Below are 15,926 nucleotides of genomic sequence, written 5' to 3' on the forward strand. Positions count from 1 at the left end.
CGCGAGCGTGCCGCGCGGCGCGCTGATCGACGCGTCGACGCGGATAGCGCTCTGCGCCGCGAGCGAAAGCGTGTTGACGCCGCTCCACGCGACCGGGCCGTCGATCAGCACGAGGCCGAACGCCGCAAAGCCCGCCGGCGACGCGGCGCTGATCGACACATTGGTCGATTCGAGCACGCGCGAAAGCGTCGCGCCCTGAATCGTGCCGAAGCGCTGTCCGAATGCATCGCCGCCGCCGACGAGCGCGGCGAAGTCGCTTGCAATGCGCCACGTTCCGGTTTGTCCCGATGCCGCCGCCGTCGTGACCTGCGCGTCCGGCGCGACGCGCACCTGCGTGCCCGCCGTTTCGATGGCGCCGCCGTTGCCGCCATCCGGCGCGGATGCGTCGAGCGTGCCGCCGGCCTGCACGACGCCTTTGTCCGCGATGAGGCGGATCACGCCGTTCTGGTTCACGGCGCTTCTCGCGCGGATGACGCCCGTGTTGTTCACGACATTGGCGAGGAGCGCGTCCTCGGCGCTCGCGACGAGCCAGGCCTGACCGCCATCGGCCTGAATCAGACCGTGATTGGCGGCGAGCGCACGCAACGCGCCGCGCTCCACCGACAAGCCGATCATGCTGTGATCGCCGAGCGTGACCGCGATGCGCTCGCCCGCCGCGAGCGCCGCGAAACCGCCGGGCGAGTCGATCGTGCCGGCGTTGATCGCGCGCGCGCCGATCAGCGCGACATAACCGCCGGGCGCGCTCGTGAGCGTGCCGAGATTGACGACCGCCGCGCCGTCCTCGTGATGATGATGCCGATGCCAGCGCCCGTCGCCCGAAAAGGTGTAGTGGCCGCTCATGAAATCGCTTGTCGACAGATTGAGCGTCGATGCCAGCAATCCACCGACGTTCACCTGCGCGCCCGGCCCGAAGATCACGCCGTTCGGATTGACGATGAACACTTGGCCGTTCGCGTCGAGCTTGCCGAAGAAGGCCGTCGGGCGCGGTCCGACGACGCGGTTCAGCGCGATCGAATTCGCGCCCGGCTGATTGAACGTGACCGCTTCGCCAGGGCGCGTGCTGAACGAATTCCAGTCGATGGCGAGGCGGCCGCTATTCTGCTGAATGATCGTGCTGGCGCCCGCGCTCGTCACCGAGCCGGAACCGGCGACGACGCGCGCGCCGCTCGGTTCCGCGCGCGCGGACATGCACGCCATGACGATGAGCGTGGCGATGCAGAGCCATCGCGCGGGGAACGCGGTGCTCGCGCGCAGAGTCTTGTTCATGTCGGCCGACTCCTTTCTGTTGCGGCGCATCGTCGTGACGAGATGCAGGCGCACCATCAAGCAGTTTAGTGTTCCGAAGCATGCTTGCAACTACGCGTTTAGAGAACCTTCGCATACGCGCTGTTCTTCGCCATTCGTATTAGGAACGCGGCGTTTTATCCGACGATCACGCGGCCTGGCTCGCGAGCGTCTCTTCGACGAACTCGCGCAGGAACGTGACCCACGTGCGGATCTTCGCATCGAGATACTGGCGGGACGCGTACATCGCGTAGATGGTCATTGTCTGAAGTTCGCACTCGGGCAGCACGCGCACGAGCGCGCCGCTGTCGAGCCACGGCAGCGCGGCGAGCATCGGCAACGGCGCGATGCCGAGACCGTTCGACAGCGCGACCGCGAGCGCATCGGCGGAATTGACGCGCAGGCGGCCCGGGTCGAGCTCCACTTCGACGTGGCCGCGCGGGCCTTCGAAGACCCATCGGTCGACGGGGAAAAACGTCGTCACGAGTTGCAGGCACGCGTGGTTCTTCAGATCGTCGATGCGCTGGGGCGTGCCCGCCCGTTTGAGATAGCCCGGCGACGCGCACAGCACGCTCGGCATCGAGCAGATTTTCGTGGAGACGAGCGCGGAGTCGGGCAGTGCGGACGTGGTGACTTGCAGGAAGACGTCGAAGCCTTCGTCGAGCATGTCGGGGATATGTTGCGAAAGCGTAAGCTCGACGCGCACCTGCGGATGCTGCTCGAGATAGCGCGTGAGCGCGGGCACCACGTAGTGCTGGCCGAAGGTGATCGGGGCATGCATGCGCAGCACGCCCGTCGGCGAAACCTGGGCGTTGCTCGCCTCGGCCTCGGAGAGATCGACGAGTTCGAGCACTTCCTTGCAGCGCGTGAGATAACGGTTGCCGGCATCGGTGAGGGCGACGCGGCGCGTCGTGCGATTCAGAAGCCGCGTGCGCAGATGCGTTTCGAGTTCGGTGACCGCGCGCGAGGCCTGCGCCGTCGTGATGTCCATCTGCTGCGCCGCGACGGTGAAGCTGGCCGCTTCAGCCACGCGCGCAAAGATTCTCATGCTCCGCAACAAGTCCATCGTCCAGGCATCCGTTTGACGAAGCCGGAACTATCCCACGTCGGCGCAACAGCGCGCAACCTGCGCGGGCGAAGCGGCGTCGCATCGGCTTTTCGCACATTCGTTTCAGGATTCACATCTGTTACAGGCGTTGTAACGCAGCCCGCACGCGGCGCGGCTACGATGGATTCATGGCTGCATATGAATCCAGGATCGCATCGCGGTCTGCTTGTCGGCCTTCTCAGACGAGGACGAAATGAACATCAAGGGCTTGGTCGGGATCGGTATCGCGTTGTCGGCGGGACTCGCTTGCGAAGCCGCCGTGGCGGGCGTGAGCCTGGGCATCAATCTCGGGGTTCCGGTTGCGCCGGTTTATGCGGCGCCGGTGTACGTCGCGCCCGCGCCCGTCTATGCGCCGCCTCCGCCGCCCATGTACGCGCCGCCGCCTCCGCCCGTCGCCTATCAGCCCGCGCCGGTCATGGTTGCGCCCGCGCCGGCGATCGTCGTCGGCTGGCACGGCGACCGCTACTGGGATGGCTATCGCTACTGGGGACGCCGCGACTGGTACGCGCATCACGGCGGCTATTACGGCTATCGGCACTGGTAAGCCGGAAGCCGGCGGCAACGGGGCATCATCATGAAAAATTCAACTCGAACTCGAACCCGGTCGCGCCTCGCGCGCTCGCTGATCGTGCCCGTCGCGCTCGTGGCGGCGGCGGGGCTCGGCGGCTGCGTTTATGCGCCGCCTTATGGCTATGCGCCCGCGCCCGCTTATGGCTACGCGCCTGCCTATGGCTATGCGTATGGACCGGGCTACTACGCGGCGCCATCGGTGTCGCTCGGCATCGGCTTCTCGAGCGGCGGCGGCGGTCACTGGCACGGCCGCTGACGCGCGGTCCATTCCGACTGGAACGTGCGTTGCTGCGATTTCTCTGACTCTTTCGGAGAAAGCGCAACATGACCGAGCAAACTGCAAGCTTGCTGTCGCAACACGCCCGCTGCGAGCATTTCATGCTGCCGCCGAACGGCTGGGTGCCAAATAACACGCGGCTGCCCGTCCTGGTGTGGCGCGGCGCGATCGACCCGAAAGCCACCGATTGCGCCGAGCGCTTCGAAGCGCTTTTCGCGCAGAACGGCTGGCCGCCGCAGTGGCGCGACAGTGTCTTCGACTATCACCACTTCCATTCGACCGCGCATGAGGCGCTCGGCGTCGCATCGGGCGACGCCGAACTGATTCTCGGCGGCCCGCATGGCCGCGTGATCGCGGTCAGCGCCGGCGACGCGCTCGTCCTGCCTGCCGGCACCGGCCATTGCCTGCTGACGGCCGGACGGCGCTTTCAGGTCGTCGGGGCTTATCCGCCGGGGCAGCAATGGGATATCCGCCGCGAAGCGATCAGCGAGCAGGAACGCATCGCGATGGAAGAACTGCCGTTCCCGCGAAGCGATCCCGTCGCCGGAGAGGACGGGCCGCTCGCGCGTCACTGGCATTAGCCGATCACGCTTTGCTTTCCTTCACGCATTGAGACCGGCGCGCGCCGACGAGCGGCACGCGCTTGATCACGCCCGTCGCGAGCGCCGTGCCGACCAGCACGATCGCGCAGGCGGCCGCCATGCCCATCGACACGCGCTCGGCGAGAAAGAGCGCGCCCCACAGAATCCCGAAGATCGGAATCAGGAACGTGACGGTGATCGCGCGTGCCGGCCCGGCGACCGCGATCAGATGGAAGAACATCATGTAGGCGAGGCCCGTGCACGCGACGCCCAGCCCGAGCACCGCGCCCCACGCGTGCAACGATACGGCGCCGGCCGGCCAGAAAAAGAGCGCGAACGGCAGAAGCACGATCGTCGCCGCGCTCATCGTGCCGGTGGCGACCGTCAGCGAATCGACGCCCATCAGATGCTTTTTCGTGTAACTCGCGGCGACGCCGTACGAAGCCGATGCGGCGAGCGCGGCGAGTGCGGCCAGCGCGGTCGCCACCGGGGAGGCGGCGGCGGCGCTCGCGTCGTGCGCGAACATCTGATCCCAGACGAGCGCGAGCACGCCCGCGAAGCCGATCGCAAGTCCCGCCACGCGCATGCGCGTCAGCCGGTCGCTCAACCACAGATACGCGACGATCGCGCCCCAGAGCGGCGTCGTCGCGTTGATGACCGACGTGACGCCCGCCGACAGCGTCAGCTCGGCATACGCGAAGAGACAAAACGGCGCGGCGGAATTGAGGACGCCGACGACGAGGAGCGGCCACGCGCGTTCGCGCATCGTCGAGAAGGCTGGCCGCGCCTTGCCGCGCAGCGCTAGCACCAGAAGCAGAAACAGCGCGCCGATGCCCACGCGCAACGCCATCAGCGGCGCGACGCCGAGATCGGTCACGCCGACGCGGATGAACAGGAACGAGCCGCCCCAGAGCGCGGCGAGAACGAACAGTTGAGCGAGATTGACGGGATTCATGGCGGCTTGGCGATAGAAGTCGGGAGCGAAACCATCGTATCGGCGTGCGTCGTGCCGACGTTTCGGCGCGGCGTGAAACGAAAGATGCGGCGCGATTCACCCGCTCGCCCAGCTCCCGGAATCCCGCATCGTAGGCGCGCGCCGATGCCGCCGCAAACGAGCATTTCTCACCGTTATGTGAGAAAAATTGCCAAGCGCCGCGCGGCTCGACCGACCGCGGACGCCGAGGTTGCTGGCAGGCCCGATCGGTGCGACTCTTGCATGATCGAAAGATGGACGATGGTTCTTGCAGCGCGATGGACGCAGTCAACGGGAGAGAAGCCATGGACAATGCAAACGGCAACGCATCCACGATTCAGTCGATGCAAAACAGCGACCGGGGCGATCCGGCCGATCCGCCGCTCTCGCGCCGCACGGTCGCGAGCGCGATGGACGCGGCGCTCGCGCCCGGCATGGCACACGGACAGGCCGCGAGCGTGACGCCGCTCACGCCGGGCGAGGCGCACAAGCCCGCAAGGTATTCGCCGTATCACGTGCACGGCGATGTGCTCGAAGGCGGCGACAGTCCGACGGTGCTCGCGCAGCCCGCCGCGACGCACGCCGCGGGACAGGGCAGTCAGTACCATCCGTCGCGACCGATGCCGCGGCGCGCGCGCGACGTGCTGGCGGGCGCGCAGGACATCATCGCGACGCAGTACAGGCAGGCGAAGGAGGGCACGGACGATTACGTGCACGACAATCCCTGGAAATCGATCGCGCTGGCGGCGGTCGGCGGGCTCATCGTCGGTCTGCTGGCCGCACGCTGAAGCGCGGCGGGCCTCAACCTTGCTGGGTTGCTGATATCGGCAGAGGCTTATCGCCGTGCCGGACCGACATGGAAGAACGATCGTACGACCTCTGCACCGACCGGTGCGAAATCTGGAATCCGCTGACGATGGCGCTCGCCAGTCCGCGGCGCGTCTTGATCGTGCATTCGGAATCGAACGTCGGCGATTCGTTCGCGCTGCTCCTCGCGATGCGCGGTTTCGAGGCCGTGCAGATCGGCGATGCGGCGGCCGCGTCGCAATTCATCCGCAACTGGCGGCCGCAGGTGTTGTTCGTGGATACGCTCATCGGCGACGCGCACGACCACGCGCCGGCGCGCACGCTGCGCGAAGCGCTGACCGTCGATCGGACGGAGGGCGAAGTGGAGTTGCTGATTGCGCTCGCCGCCGATGCCAAGCAGGATCCGCGCGATGCATTGCACGCCGCGGGCTACGACGGCTTTTGCAGAACGCCGTGCCCGGTCTGGTGGATGTTCGACGTATTGAAGTGTTTCTACGTCCACTGATGCGGGCGGTGCATTGCGCCGCCGCCCGCCGCTTGAGGCCTAAACCGCTCGCGATGCCTTGAAATCGTTGGTTTCCAGTTCGACCGACTGGCCGCCGTTGCGCTCGAGCGCGCGCCGGGCGGCGTCTTCGATTTGCACGCGTCCGCCTTCGAACGCGGAGAGGAGATCGTGCGACGACGTCCCGCTATTGCCGAAGTGATCGTTGAGCGCATCGAGGGAAATGCTACACCACACCTCGCGGCCGTCCACCTTCGCCTCGAACGCGACACGCGCTGCCGCCACGACATGACGGCGCCCGCTGAACTCTATCGTCATCCTTATCACCTCCTGTTTTTCGTTCGGAACACGGTTGAGCGCGATCATCGCGAGACTTGCAACGACGCGCCCGCGATGTCGATGCCTACGACTGCGTGCGGCCTTGCGCGCCGCGCACGTCGTCTTGCATGATACGCCCGCGCTGCGCGGGGCGTACGGGAGGTGACTTTGCAATGACCGTGCCCGCGCGGTACAAAGCGCCCTATCCGCAGCAGAGGCAGCCGCCGCGATGCCTCATGCCGTAACTGCCGGCTTCTTCGGCGGCGCCGGCGGATGCGCTCGAACCGCCCACGCTCGGCGCGCCGATCGTCACGCGCGCAGCGGTCGCGCCGCATTGTGGACAGGCCGCGGGATCGTCGCGCTCGGCGATGCGGCGGACGGCTTCGAACGCGCCGCAATCCGCGCATTCGTAATCGTAGACAGGCATGACGTTTTCACTCGGAGAAAGAGGGCATCAATCACGGTAGCAAGCGCTATGCAACGCCTCGCCGCGAAGCCGGGCGTGCCGATGTCAACGCCCGTCCTTGCGCAACAGGCGCAGACGCGCTTCTTCGAGCGACTCGAACTTGCTGTCGGCCTCGTCGTAGATCGACACCTTGCCGCGCCCGATGTCGTACACCCAGCCCTGCACCTGCAGCTTGCCGAGCGCGAGCCGGCCCGCGACCGCCGGATGCGTGCGCAGATGCGTCAGTTGCAGGCGGATGTTCTCCTCGACCATCGCCTGGACGATGCGTTCTTCTTCCAGCTTGCGCGCCATCACGACGCTGCGCGCGGCTTCGGCGTTGCGCAGCCATGCGTGAACCGTCGGCATTTCATCGGCGATGGCCGCGCCTGACGCGAGACCTTTCATCGCGCCGCAATCCGAGTGGCCGCAAATCACGATCTGCCGGACGTTGAGCGCGAGCACCGCGAATTCCACCACCGCCGACACGCCGCCGAGCATCTCGCCATAAGCCGGCACGATGTTGCCGATGTTGCGGCACACGAAAAGCTCGCCAGGGCGCGTCTGCGTGATCATTTCCGGCGATACGCGCGAGTCCGCGCAGGTAATGAAGAGCGTATGCGGCGCCTGCTGGCGCGCGAGGCTCTTGAACAGCGCTTCGCTGTCGGGGAACACGAAACGGCTGAAGTCGTCGGCGCCTTGCAGCAGGTACAGCAGGTCGCCGGTTTCGGCGCCGTGGCGTTCTTCGCTCATCGATTTGTCGGACATGGTGTCGCCTTTGTTGTGCGGTTCCGACGCGCGTGCGTGCGCGTCACGTCAAGGCGAAAGCTTGCGGGGTTTTGAGATGGATCGCAAGTCGCTCCGATTCAAGACCTTCACGGGCGCACCAATTCGGTGCGAGGGCGTCATCCGGTTCGGTTTTCTCGAAGTGACGCGCTCAAAATCTCCTATTTTTCGACGCGTACCATTCGGCTAGATTGTTTTCATTGAAAGCAATCAGAAAGGAACCGACATGAAATGCCCGGTATGTCCCGCGACCGAACTACTGATGACCGTGCGCGAGGGCATCGAAATCGACTATTGCCCGCACTGTCGCGGCGTGTGGCTCGACCGCGGCGAGCTCGATCAGATCATCCGGCGCGCGGCGCAGGCGTCGCTCGCGGAGGCGCAAGCGTCCGGGCGCGACGAATGGGACGAGCGCGGACACGATCGCGAGCGCCGCACGCATCGGCAGGACGGTTACCACTACGGCGATTCGCGCGGCAAGCGCGAACATGCGCGGCGCAAAAAATCCTTTCTCGGCGATCTGTTCGACTTCGACTGATCGGCGAGCGTCACGCGCATCGGCAGTAATTCGGCGGCAAAACAGCAAGGAGAACGGCAAATGTCAACGGTGAAGCAAGTCCTGAAGGCAAAGCGCGACACGACGGTTCACACCATCGACGCGGAGGCGAGCGTGTACGAAGCGATCGCGCTGATGTCGCGGGCGGAAGTGGGCGCGCTCGTCGTCGTGGTGGGCGACGCGGTGTGCGGCATCGTCACCGAACGCGACTATGCGCGCAAGGTGATCCTGCAGGACAACGTCTCGCGGACGACCACCGTATGCGAGATCATGACCGCGCCGGTGATGTCGGTCAGCCTCGGAACGAGCGCCGACGAATGCATGACGCTAATGACGCGGCAGCGGATTCGCCATCTGCCGGTGATCGAGGGCGGCCGGCTCGTCGGGATGATTTCGATCGGCGATATGGTGCGGCATCTGATCGAGGAGCAGCAGTTCGCCATCGACCAGCTCGAAAGCTATGTGCGCGGCCCGCGCCACGATGCACCGACGTGCGCGCTCACGCGGCGTAGCGAGATTCCGCAGACACTCGCGCTGCGTATCGTGTAGCGCGTCAGCGCGCTTGCGCCGTCAGAAGCGCCTGCAGGTTGCGCACGACATCGTTCCAGTCGCCGAGGCCGCGGGCGCGAACCAGGCGCATCGAGGCATACCAGGGCGTGACATGCGGATCGCGCTCGTAACGCCATTCCGCGACCTGATTGAGAAACAAGTAGCACGGCTTGCCGAGCGCCCCCGCGATGTGCGACAGCGCGCCATCATTGCCGACGAACGCATCGAGCCTGTCGATGATGCTCACGCTTTGCGTCAGCGTGACGTCGGAGGCGAGGGTGGTGAAGCGGTCGAGGTCATTCGAACGCGGGGCGTTCAGCCAGCGCTTGCGCTCGAAGCCGCGCTGCATGACGACCCAGTGGATGTCGGGCGTGCTGTCGAAAAGCGGGACGAGATCGGGCAGGGCGAGGCTGCGGCTGGCGAAATTGTTCGCCGATTCGCACGACGACCAGAAAATGCCGACGCAGCGCCGGCCCTGCGCGCGCTGGCGGATCTCATCGACGATTGCATCGGCGGCGCAGGGATCGGCGGGCTCGATATAGCGTGCCGACGACGCATAACCGAGCACCGGGAAAAGCGCGGTAAAGAGCGCGAAAGGATCGGTCCACAGCGCGCCGTCCGTTGCGACGGCGAAGCCGGCCGCGCGCATGGCTTCGGCGTCTCGGGCGGATTCGGCATCGGGCATCGCGAAGCGATAGTTCCGGTCCGAGCCGTCGGCGTAGGCGATCTGCACGCCCAGCGCCTGAAGCGCGCCGGCGTAGCGCACCCAGTTCACTTGATCGCCGTGGCCCGACGCGATCGACGTCATCGTCAGATGCGCCGGCAGGACCCGCTGTCCGCACCAGTAATGCTCGATATCGACATCGGGAAACAGCACGCGGCGCGCTTCGTGCGATGACCAATAGCGATGCAACAGTTCGACGCCGCTCGCGATGCCGTTCAGGCGCATCGCGCTGCGTCCCTGATGATGTCCGAGCACATAGGCGGAATGTTCGTCGACGTCTTGCGCGCTCAGTTCCAGAACCCGGTCGTCGCAGCCGAGATAATGCCAGCCGTAGACGCGCCACAGGAATGCGAAGATCGGTGCGACATCGGGCTTGCATCCCACGTACTCGATCATGCTGAGCGCGACTTCCTTCAATCCGAGATGCGCGCACGCGTCGCACAGGCTGTGAAGCTGGAAGCCGAAGGTGTTCGATCGGCGCGTGAGCTCGCAGCCGATATCGACGGCGCGCAGAAATTCGCCCCCTCGCAGATGCGCGAGCGCGCGCGCGTGCAGGTACTCCGAGGTGTGTCCGTCGGCGGCGAAGCGACCATCGAGAAAACGGAAACATGCGTCGATTTCGCCTGCATACAGGTTGGAATGGAACTGTTGGTAACTGTCGATCATGGGAGCTTGCCGAGTCAGGTGGCGGCATTATTGCGTGCGCCGAAGCGTCGGGCGCGCAGGCGGCAAGCCTTTTCACAAAAATTTCGGATTCTTGATTAATGCGTTGATAATCCGACAATTTTTGAAAAATAGCGGCGCGTCTCGTTCGATTATAGGTGGCGTGCCGGCGGGGAAACTCGCTCGAGTCGGTCCCGGCGCGATGACCAAAACACGACATTCCAATTCGGCGTAACATCAAAAATGCCGATAATCTGTCTTATGTTAAATCAATGACGCGATCGGACGAAGCCCATCTCTCACGGTCTCATCCCATCTCGCCAGCCCGCTCCAGCAGAAACGCGCGTTCCCGCCCGTTCTTCGTCAGCGAAGCCGCGCGCTCGAATTCCGCGCGCGCCTCGTTCTTGCGCCCGAGCTTCGCCAGCAGATCCGCCCGCACGCTCGGCAGCCAGTGATAGCTCTTGAGCGCGGGTGCGTCGGCGAGCGTGTCGACGATCGGCAGCGCGGCTTCCGGCCCGTACGCCATGCTCACGGCGACCGCGCGATTCAGTTCGACGACAGGCGTCGGCGCAGTCTGCATCAGCGCGTCGTAGAGCGCGACGATCATCGGCCAGTCGGTGTCGGCGGCGCTCGGCGCGCGCGCATGGCACGCCGCGAGCGCCGCCTGCAACGCATACACGCGGCGCGCACCGCCCAGCGCTTCGGATCGCTCCAGCGCGGCAAGCCCGCGCCGGATCAGAAGCGGATCCCAGCGGCTGCGGTCCTGACCGGGCAACAGCACCGGACGGCCTTCCCGGTCGACGCGCGCCTTGGTCCGCGACGCCTGAATCTCCATCAGCGCGACGAGCCCGTGAACCTCGCTCTCATCCGGCGTCAGCTCCGCGAGGATGCGCCCGAGCCTGAGCGCGTCTTCGCACAACGCCGGTCGCATCCAGTCGTCGCCGGCGGTCGCCGAATAGCCTTCGTTGAAAATCAGATAGATGACTTCGAGCACCGATCCGAGCCGCGCGGCGCGCGCATCGGCTTTCGGTACCTCGAACGGCACGCGGGCGGCCGACAGCGTGCGCTTCGCGCGCACGATACGTTGCGCGATCGTCGGCTCCGGCACGAGAAACGCACGCGCGATTTCATCCGTCGTGAGTCCGCCGATCAGGCGCAGTGTCAGCGCGGCGCGGGCATCGACGGACAGCACCGGATGACACGCCGTGAAGATGAGCCGCAGCAGATCGTCGCCGATGTCGTCCTCGCGCGCGGCATCGAGCGCATCGACGAAATCGGGCGTGATATGCGCTTCCCGCGCGTCGAGATCGCGTCCGTATTCTTCGTGCTTGCGCGCGTGCAGCGCGTGTTGCCGCAGACGGTCGAGCGCCTTGTTCTTCGCTGTCGTCATGAGCCACGCTCCCGGCTTCTCGGGCACGCCCACGCCCGGTTGGCTCCAGTGTTCCAGCGCGGCGACGAACGCGTCCTGCGCCAGTTCCTCGGCAAGCGCGACGTCGCGCACGACGCGCGCCACGCTCGCGATCACCTTCGCGGACTCGATGCGCCACACCGCGTCGATGGCGCGCCGGGCGGCATCGTCCGGCGTGCTGTCCCGTTTCGCGCGCCCGCTCACGCCGCTTCCGGATCCATGTGCACGAGCTCCCAGATATGGCCGTCGAGATCTTCGAATCCGTGGCCGTACATGAAGCCGTGATCCTGCGGCGCGCGCGGCGCACGTCCGCCCGCGGCGATGGCTTTCGCAACCAGATCGTCGACTTCCGCCCTGCTCTCGCACGACAGGCACACGAGCGCTTCGGTGCTCGCGTGGGCATCGACGATCGGTTTTTTGGTGAAAGTCTGGAAGAACGTTTCGACGAGCAGCATCGCGTAAATGTTTTCGCCGATGACGAGGCACGCGGCGTCGTCATTCGTGAACGCCGGATCGAAGCTCAGGCCCAGTGCCTTGAAAAACGTCATCGAACGCTTGAGATCGCGAACGGGAAGGTTCACGAAAATTTGTTTGTGCATGGCGGCGGTCTCCGGGTTGATCGCTGTTTTCAATACCACGACGAACGGCGCGCAGGAAAATCGACACGAAGCGCGTGTCAGGTATAGCAAGGGCCGACTTTTCGGACTTCGACGGTGCACCATTTCGCTGCCGGACATTCGGCCGCGATCGCGACCGCTTCGGCGCGCGTTTCGCAATCGATCAGAAAAAAGCCGCCAATCATCTCCTTAGCTTCGGCGAACGGTCCGTCGATGACGCGCGCATCGCCCTTCGTTGCGCTGACGCGCGCCGCATCCCTGAGCGATGTCAGCGATTCGACCGCGCGCAGCACGCCGCGCGCCTTCAGTCCTTCCGCGAATTCGCCCATCTGGCGATACGCCTCGCGCCCCTCTTCTTCCGTGCGCTGGCCACGCTGTTCGACCGGTTCCACGACGAGTAGCAGATAAGCCACGACGAGCCTCCGAATGTTTTTTGATGCGTTCAAGTCTATCTCGATATTGACAAACACGAACATGCCCATCGATACTGCGACACATGCACGCAGCCATCCTTTTCTCCATCGCCGCGATTAAAAACCGCATGAACGCCATCCGTGGCGGGTCATCGGGACAGCGTGTGCGCTAGCAGAAAAGCAAGCAGACAGATTCCGAAGGCCCCGCCGCAAGACGGGGCCTTCTTGTTTTTGCGTGCAAGGTTCCGTCTTCGGCTCACATCATGGAGAGCAGAGATGGAAGAGGTATCGCAAGTTTTCGCGCGTCATGGCGTCGGCCACGGCGTCGCTTCCGGGCGCCTTGCTGCATCGGGCGCGCGCGTCGTGGTCTTTGTCGAAGTGCATCCGCATCAGATGGTGTCGTGGCGGCTCACGCGCGACGCCGAACTGCGCATCGGCGATGCGGCGGCGCCGTCGATCTGGCTGACGCGTCATCGCGATCCGTACGATTACTGGATGAAGCCCGGCGATGTCGTGCGTCTCGCGCGCGGCGAGCGTGTGTGGCTCACGTCCGAGAGCGATCAGCCGATCGAGGTGTCGCTCACGTCGTATCGCGTCGCGAAGCGCGGACTCGTGTCCCGCTGGCTGGCGAGATACTGGCCGCGCATGTCGGACCGGCACGCCAACGCATTCTGACGATGCCGATGCCGATGCTCACGGCTCGACGCAACGGAAGCTCGCCGCGACGTTGATGCTGCCCTTGCCCATATAGCGCGGATAGTTCGGATAACGGCACATCGGCCGCGTGCGTCCGTTGGTGGCGGGCGCGATGTCGCTGCCAATGAGCGTCTCCGGCGCGATGCCGTTGCTCACCCAGTCGTCGAGCGCGCCGAGCTCGTCCCACGCGGGGATGAACACGCCGTTGCCGTGCTGGAATCCCGGCACCATGTAGAGCCGCATGAACGCATCGACGCTGTCCTTTCCGTAACGATCGACGAGCCCGCGATAAAACGCGATCGTCTGATTCGGGCTGATGACTTCGTCGGCGAGGCCGTGCATCGCGATCAGCTTGCCGCCATGCGCGATGAACGCGGTGAAATCCGGGTTCATCGCGCCGACGGTGTACGCGAGCGTGACGAGGCGCTGCTTGAAGCGCCCGGGCGTGTCGACGTCGAACGTGAGCGAGCTGAACGCGAGATCGCGCGTGACGAAGTGGCGGATATAGGCATCGCCTTGGGCGAACAGATAGCCGTTCGCGGCGAACGTCGGCGGATTGAGCAGCGTCGGCGAATCGCCGAGGCCGAGCGCGCCGGAGAAGTCCACGCCCTGAAACACGTTGTAGCCCGGATAGGCGCTGACGTCATACGCGAGCGGATACGGCAAGGTGACGCCGTCGCGCAGGGTCTCGAGCGTGTCGATCTGCGCGTCCGACAGACAACTGTCGCGCAAGGAAGGCCGCTGTCCGTTCTCGCAACGCAGCGACGCGATGATCTGCGGCTCCAGTTTCCTGCACGCCTCGACATTGCTGACGATCCCGTCCGCCGCGCCGTCGAGCCGGTCGCAATCGTGCACGACGGTCTCGAAGACGCGCCGCTGCTGCGCAAGGCCGACGAAGCCGCCCGGCTTCGCATACGACGCCTGGCCGACCTTCACGCCCATCAGCCGCACGCCGGAAAAGTTGATGGCGGGCGCGTTGGCGATGACGCCGTCGTAGTCGTTCGGAAACCGCTCGATCACCGTGAAGCCCTCGCGGCCGCCGGTCGAGCCGCCCGCGAAATAGGTCTTTTCGGGCGCCCGCCCGTAGCCCATCTGGATCAGCGCGAGCGCGACGTCGCGGGTTTTCTTCAGATGGCCGAAGCCGAAGTTCACGATGGCTTCGTCGTTGCCGGCGAAGTCCGCGCGCCCCGAATTGCCGACGTGGCCCGAATCGGAGCCGAAGGTCGCGTAGCCGCGCGCGAGCGGCGTCGAATCGGGGGCGAAGGACATCGGCTCGGTGCCGGAAACGATGGTGCCGTTGTAGCCGCCGCCGCCCATCTGCAGGGCGCGGCCGTTCCAGCGGCTCGGCAGATTCACTTCGAAGCGGATATCGGGCGTCGTGTCCTGCAGCGCCCTGATGAAGCCGGTAATGCGGCAGTATTCGCCGTTGCGGTTGCCGAGCGCCGCCGCCTTCACGACCGATGCCGAAACGATCGCCGCGCCGCGCGTCGGCAAGCCGATGATCGACGCGGGCACGGTTTTCCCTTCGAGATCGGCGCAGTGTTTCGTCAGATAGGTCGCCGCGTGGGCGTTCGAGCACGCGGCGAACGCGATCGCCGCGAGAAGCGCACGGATGCCGGGCAAACCGGAAGTGAAGAAAAGGAAGAACCGAAACACGTCTTTTAAGGTGGCTACTTCAAACGCCGCACAATATATAAGAACAGTTTGCAGATAGCCATTCGGGTCTGCCGGTCGTTGCAGGGCCGCGTCCGGTGCCCTGCCCGCGCATGTCATTCGCCGTCCCATTCGCCGCGCAGATCGCTATTTTCCAGAAGCTGTAGCAAGGTTTCGGCCGGACGGCTCAGATGTTTGGCGCCGAACGCGATGAATTCCACTTCGGGCAATTCGGGCAAGTCGGCGCGATTCACCGGCGGCGCGAGTCCGCGCGCCGCCAGGAAATGCGAGCGCACCGTCAGCCCGAGACCGCCGCGCGCCGCGGCGATGCAGCCCGCGTGGCTGCTGCTCGTGCAGACCATCTGCCAGCTTGCGCCGGACATCGCGAGCGAATCGAGCACGACGCCGCGCGTGACGCTCGGCTCCGAGACCAGAATGAGCGGCAGCGGCTCTTTCGTATCGACGACCGTTCCCGGCTTCGCGAGCCATTCGAGCCGGCCGGAAAAAAGCCGCATGCCGCGCGCATCGCCCAGACGCCGCTTGCCGACCGCGAGATCGAGCTCGCCCGCATCGACCATCTGATAGAGCCGTCCCGTCATGCCGATCGTAATCTCCAGCTCGACATCGGGATGCGTGTCGCGAAAGGCCGCGAGCACGCTCGGCAGCGGCCCGAGCGCGATATCGTCCGATGAGCCGAGCCGCACGCGTCCGCGCAGCCGCGGCGAGCTGAACTGCGACTGCGCGTGCGCCATCGCTTCCAGAATCACGCGGGCGTGGACCAGCATCGCTTCGCCGTCGGCGGTGAGCGCGAGCGAATGCGTATCGCGCACGAAAAGCCGCCGCCCGACGCTCTCCTCCAGGCGACGAATATGCTCGGACACGCTCGACTGCCGCAGCCCGAGCTGGCGCCCGGCGTCGGTGAAGCTGTGCGACGCGGCCACCGTCGCGAATGTCGTCAGCCAGACTGGATTGAGCATGCGATATTGTTATCGCATATTC

General features: G+C 65.5%; 20 protein-coding genes. 8 read left to right on the forward strand and 12 right to left on the reverse strand.

Translation table 11 applies throughout. The features are described 5' to 3' along the window. On the reverse strand, positions 1-1,266 hold a 1,266-nt coding region (locus tag BG60_RS26890), incomplete at its 3' end, for a two-partner secretion domain-containing protein (RefSeq protein ID WP_241484895.1). 166 nt (positions 1,267-1,432) lie between these two features. After that, positions 1,433-2,350, reverse strand: coding sequence for a LysR family transcriptional regulator (locus tag BG60_RS26895; protein WP_008349593.1), 918 nt, complete (start codon positions 2,348-2,350; stop codon positions 1,433-1,435). 235 nt (positions 2,351-2,585) lie between these two features. Between BG60_RS26895 and BG60_RS26900 the strand changes: the two genes are divergently transcribed. The 3 genes from BG60_RS26900 to BG60_RS26910 all read left to right on the forward strand — a co-directional run bounded on the left by BG60_RS26900 (position 2,586) and on the right by BG60_RS26910 (position 3,820). Then, on the forward strand, positions 2,586-2,936 hold the full coding sequence (locus BG60_RS26900) for a hypothetical protein (RefSeq protein ID WP_008349595.1): 351 nt from the start codon (positions 2,586-2,588) through the stop codon (positions 2,934-2,936). A gap of 30 nt (positions 2,937-2,966) precedes the next feature. Further along, positions 2,967-3,218: a hypothetical protein gene (locus BG60_RS26905; RefSeq protein WP_235366340.1), complete on the forward strand. Its 252-nt coding sequence runs from the start codon at positions 2,967-2,969 to the stop codon at positions 3,216-3,218. A gap of 68 nt (positions 3,219-3,286) precedes the next feature. After that, positions 3,287-3,820, forward strand: a complete 534-nt coding sequence (locus BG60_RS26910) for a cupin domain-containing protein (RefSeq protein ID WP_008349599.1) — start codon at positions 3,287-3,289, stop codon at positions 3,818-3,820. Between the two features lie 4 nt (positions 3,821-3,824). Here the strand turns inward: BG60_RS26910 and BG60_RS26915 are convergent, their stop codons facing one another. After that, positions 3,825-4,775 (reverse strand): DMT family transporter, encoded by a 951-nt coding sequence (locus tag BG60_RS26915; RefSeq protein ID WP_008349600.1) that lies wholly within the window; start codon positions 4,773-4,775, stop codon positions 3,825-3,827. 323 nt (positions 4,776-5,098) lie between these two features. Between BG60_RS26915 and BG60_RS26920 the strand changes: the two genes are divergently transcribed. Then, positions 5,099-5,581, forward strand: coding sequence for an ElaB/YgaM/YqjD family protein (locus tag BG60_RS26920; RefSeq protein ID WP_034473377.1), 483 nt, complete (start codon positions 5,099-5,101; stop codon positions 5,579-5,581). A 68-nt stretch (positions 5,582-5,649) separates the two neighbouring features. Beyond that, entirely contained in the window at positions 5,650-6,105 is a 456-nt protein-coding gene (locus tag BG60_RS26925; RefSeq protein WP_008349604.1) for a response regulator, read from the forward strand. A 39-nt stretch (positions 6,106-6,144) separates the two neighbouring features. Here BG60_RS26925 and BG60_RS26930 read toward each other — a convergent pair whose 3' ends face one another. The 3 genes from BG60_RS26930 to BG60_RS26940 all read right to left on the reverse strand — a co-directional run bounded on the left by BG60_RS26930 (position 6,145) and on the right by BG60_RS26940 (position 7,630). After that, a complete protein-coding gene (locus BG60_RS26930) occupies positions 6,145-6,420 on the reverse strand; it encodes a DUF1488 family protein (RefSeq protein WP_008349606.1) in 276 nt (91 codons plus the stop codon). A gap of 202 nt (positions 6,421-6,622) precedes the next feature. After that, on the reverse strand, positions 6,623-6,847 hold the full coding sequence (locus BG60_RS26935) for an FmdB family zinc ribbon protein (RefSeq protein WP_008349608.1): 225 nt from the start codon (positions 6,845-6,847) through the stop codon (positions 6,623-6,625). A gap of 84 nt (positions 6,848-6,931) precedes the next feature. Beyond that, positions 6,932-7,630 (reverse strand): carbonic anhydrase, encoded by a 699-nt coding sequence (locus BG60_RS26940; RefSeq protein WP_008349610.1) that lies wholly within the window; start codon positions 7,628-7,630, stop codon positions 6,932-6,934. Positions 7,631-7,874: 244 nt separating this feature from the next. On the opposite strand from BG60_RS26940, the gene BG60_RS26945 reads away from it, so the two are divergent. Both BG60_RS26945 and BG60_RS26950 read left to right on the forward strand, forming a co-directional pair. Next, positions 7,875-8,186 carry a TFIIB-type zinc ribbon-containing protein gene (locus BG60_RS26945; RefSeq protein WP_008349612.1) on the forward strand — a complete coding sequence of 104 codons (312 nt, stop codon included), beginning with the start codon at positions 7,875-7,877 and terminating at the stop codon, positions 8,184-8,186. Between the two features lie 60 nt (positions 8,187-8,246). Beyond that, positions 8,247-8,753 (forward strand): CBS domain-containing protein, encoded by a 507-nt coding sequence (locus BG60_RS26950; protein WP_034473379.1) that lies wholly within the window; start codon positions 8,247-8,249, stop codon positions 8,751-8,753. 4 nt (positions 8,754-8,757) lie between these two features. Here BG60_RS26950 and BG60_RS26955 read toward each other — a convergent pair whose 3' ends face one another. The 4 genes from BG60_RS26955 to BG60_RS26970 all read right to left on the reverse strand — a co-directional run bounded on the left by BG60_RS26955 (position 8,758) and on the right by BG60_RS26970 (position 12,578). Then, positions 8,758-10,143 (reverse strand): glycosyltransferase family 9 protein, encoded by a 1,386-nt coding sequence (locus tag BG60_RS26955; protein ID WP_034473380.1) that lies wholly within the window; start codon positions 10,141-10,143, stop codon positions 8,758-8,760. Between the two features lie 304 nt (positions 10,144-10,447). After that, entirely contained in the window at positions 10,448-11,752 is a 1,305-nt protein-coding gene (locus tag BG60_RS26960; RefSeq protein ID WP_051996652.1) for an RNA polymerase sigma factor, read from the reverse strand. Continuing rightward, a complete protein-coding gene (locus tag BG60_RS26965; RefSeq protein WP_008349619.1) occupies positions 11,749-12,147 on the reverse strand; it encodes a VOC family protein in 399 nt (132 codons plus the stop codon). Before BG60_RS26965 ends, BG60_RS26960 begins: the two co-directional genes overlap by 4 nt. 77 nt (positions 12,148-12,224) lie before the next feature. Continuing rightward, complete coding sequence (locus tag BG60_RS26970; RefSeq protein ID WP_008349620.1) at positions 12,225-12,578, reverse strand: YciI family protein; 354 nt, start codon at positions 12,576-12,578, stop codon at positions 12,225-12,227. Between the two features lie 276 nt (positions 12,579-12,854). Here BG60_RS26970 and BG60_RS26975 point away from each other — a divergent pair, with 276 nt between their 5' ends. After that, on the forward strand, positions 12,855-13,253 hold the full coding sequence (locus BG60_RS26975; RefSeq protein WP_008349622.1) for a DUF2917 domain-containing protein: 399 nt from the start codon (positions 12,855-12,857) through the stop codon (positions 13,251-13,253). An 18-nt stretch (positions 13,254-13,271) separates the two neighbouring features. Here the strand turns inward: BG60_RS26975 and BG60_RS26980 are convergent, their stop codons facing one another. Further along, positions 13,272-14,930 carry a tannase/feruloyl esterase family alpha/beta hydrolase gene (locus BG60_RS26980; protein WP_008349624.1) on the reverse strand — a complete coding sequence of 553 codons (1,659 nt, stop codon included), beginning with the start codon at positions 14,928-14,930 and terminating at the stop codon, positions 13,272-13,274. 113 nt (positions 14,931-15,043) lie between these two features. Then, positions 15,044-15,904: a LysR family transcriptional regulator gene (locus tag BG60_RS26985; RefSeq protein WP_008349626.1), complete on the reverse strand. Its 861-nt coding sequence runs from the start codon at positions 15,902-15,904 to the stop codon at positions 15,044-15,046. Between the last annotated feature and the right edge of the window lie 22 nt (positions 15,905-15,926).

This window comes from Caballeronia zhejiangensis (assembly GCF_000698575.1).
In the GTDB taxonomy this organism is placed as follows: Bacteria; Pseudomonadota; Gammaproteobacteria; order Burkholderiales; family Burkholderiaceae; genus Caballeronia; species Caballeronia zhejiangensis.

Coding starts and splice junctions, on each gene's coding strand:
- BG60_RS26940 (WP_008349610.1), bottom strand. CDS start 7,630: ATGTCCGACAAATCGATGAGCGAAGAACGCCACGGCGCCGAAACCGGC.
- BG60_RS26895 (WP_008349593.1), bottom strand. CDS start 2,350: ATGGACTTGTTGCGGAGCATGAGAATCTTTGCGCGCGTGGCTGAAGCG.
- BG60_RS26965 (WP_008349619.1), bottom strand. CDS start 12,147: ATGCACAAACAAATTTTCGTGAACCTTCCCGTTCGCGATCTCAAGCGT.
- BG60_RS26975 (WP_008349622.1), top strand. CDS start 12,855: ATGGAAGAGGTATCGCAAGTTTTCGCGCGTCATGGCGTCGGCCACGGC.
- BG60_RS26915 (WP_008349600.1), bottom strand. CDS start 4,775: ATGAATCCCGTCAATCTCGCTCAACTGTTCGTTCTCGCCGCGCTCTGG.
- BG60_RS26900 (WP_008349595.1), top strand. CDS start 2,586: ATGAACATCAAGGGCTTGGTCGGGATCGGTATCGCGTTGTCGGCGGGA.
- BG60_RS26925 (WP_008349604.1), top strand. CDS start 5,650: ATGGAAGAACGATCGTACGACCTCTGCACCGACCGGTGCGAAATCTGG.
- BG60_RS26950 (WP_034473379.1), top strand. CDS start 8,247: ATGTCAACGGTGAAGCAAGTCCTGAAGGCAAAGCGCGACACGACGGTT.
- BG60_RS26910 (WP_008349599.1), top strand. CDS start 3,287: ATGACCGAGCAAACTGCAAGCTTGCTGTCGCAACACGCCCGCTGCGAG.
- BG60_RS26955 (WP_034473380.1), bottom strand. CDS start 10,143: ATGATCGACAGTTACCAACAGTTCCATTCCAACCTGTATGCAGGCGAA.
- BG60_RS26905 (WP_235366340.1), top strand. CDS start 2,967: ATGAAAAATTCAACTCGAACTCGAACCCGGTCGCGCCTCGCGCGCTCG.
- BG60_RS26920 (WP_034473377.1), top strand. CDS start 5,099: ATGGACAATGCAAACGGCAACGCATCCACGATTCAGTCGATGCAAAAC.
- BG60_RS26985 (WP_008349626.1), bottom strand. CDS start 15,904: ATGCTCAATCCAGTCTGGCTGACGACATTCGCGACGGTGGCCGCGTCG.
- BG60_RS26935 (WP_008349608.1), bottom strand. CDS start 6,847: ATGCCTGTCTACGATTACGAATGCGCGGATTGCGGCGCGTTCGAAGCC.
- BG60_RS26945 (WP_008349612.1), top strand. CDS start 7,875: ATGAAATGCCCGGTATGTCCCGCGACCGAACTACTGATGACCGTGCGC.
- BG60_RS26930 (WP_008349606.1), bottom strand. CDS start 6,420: ATGACGATAGAGTTCAGCGGGCGCCGTCATGTCGTGGCGGCAGCGCGT.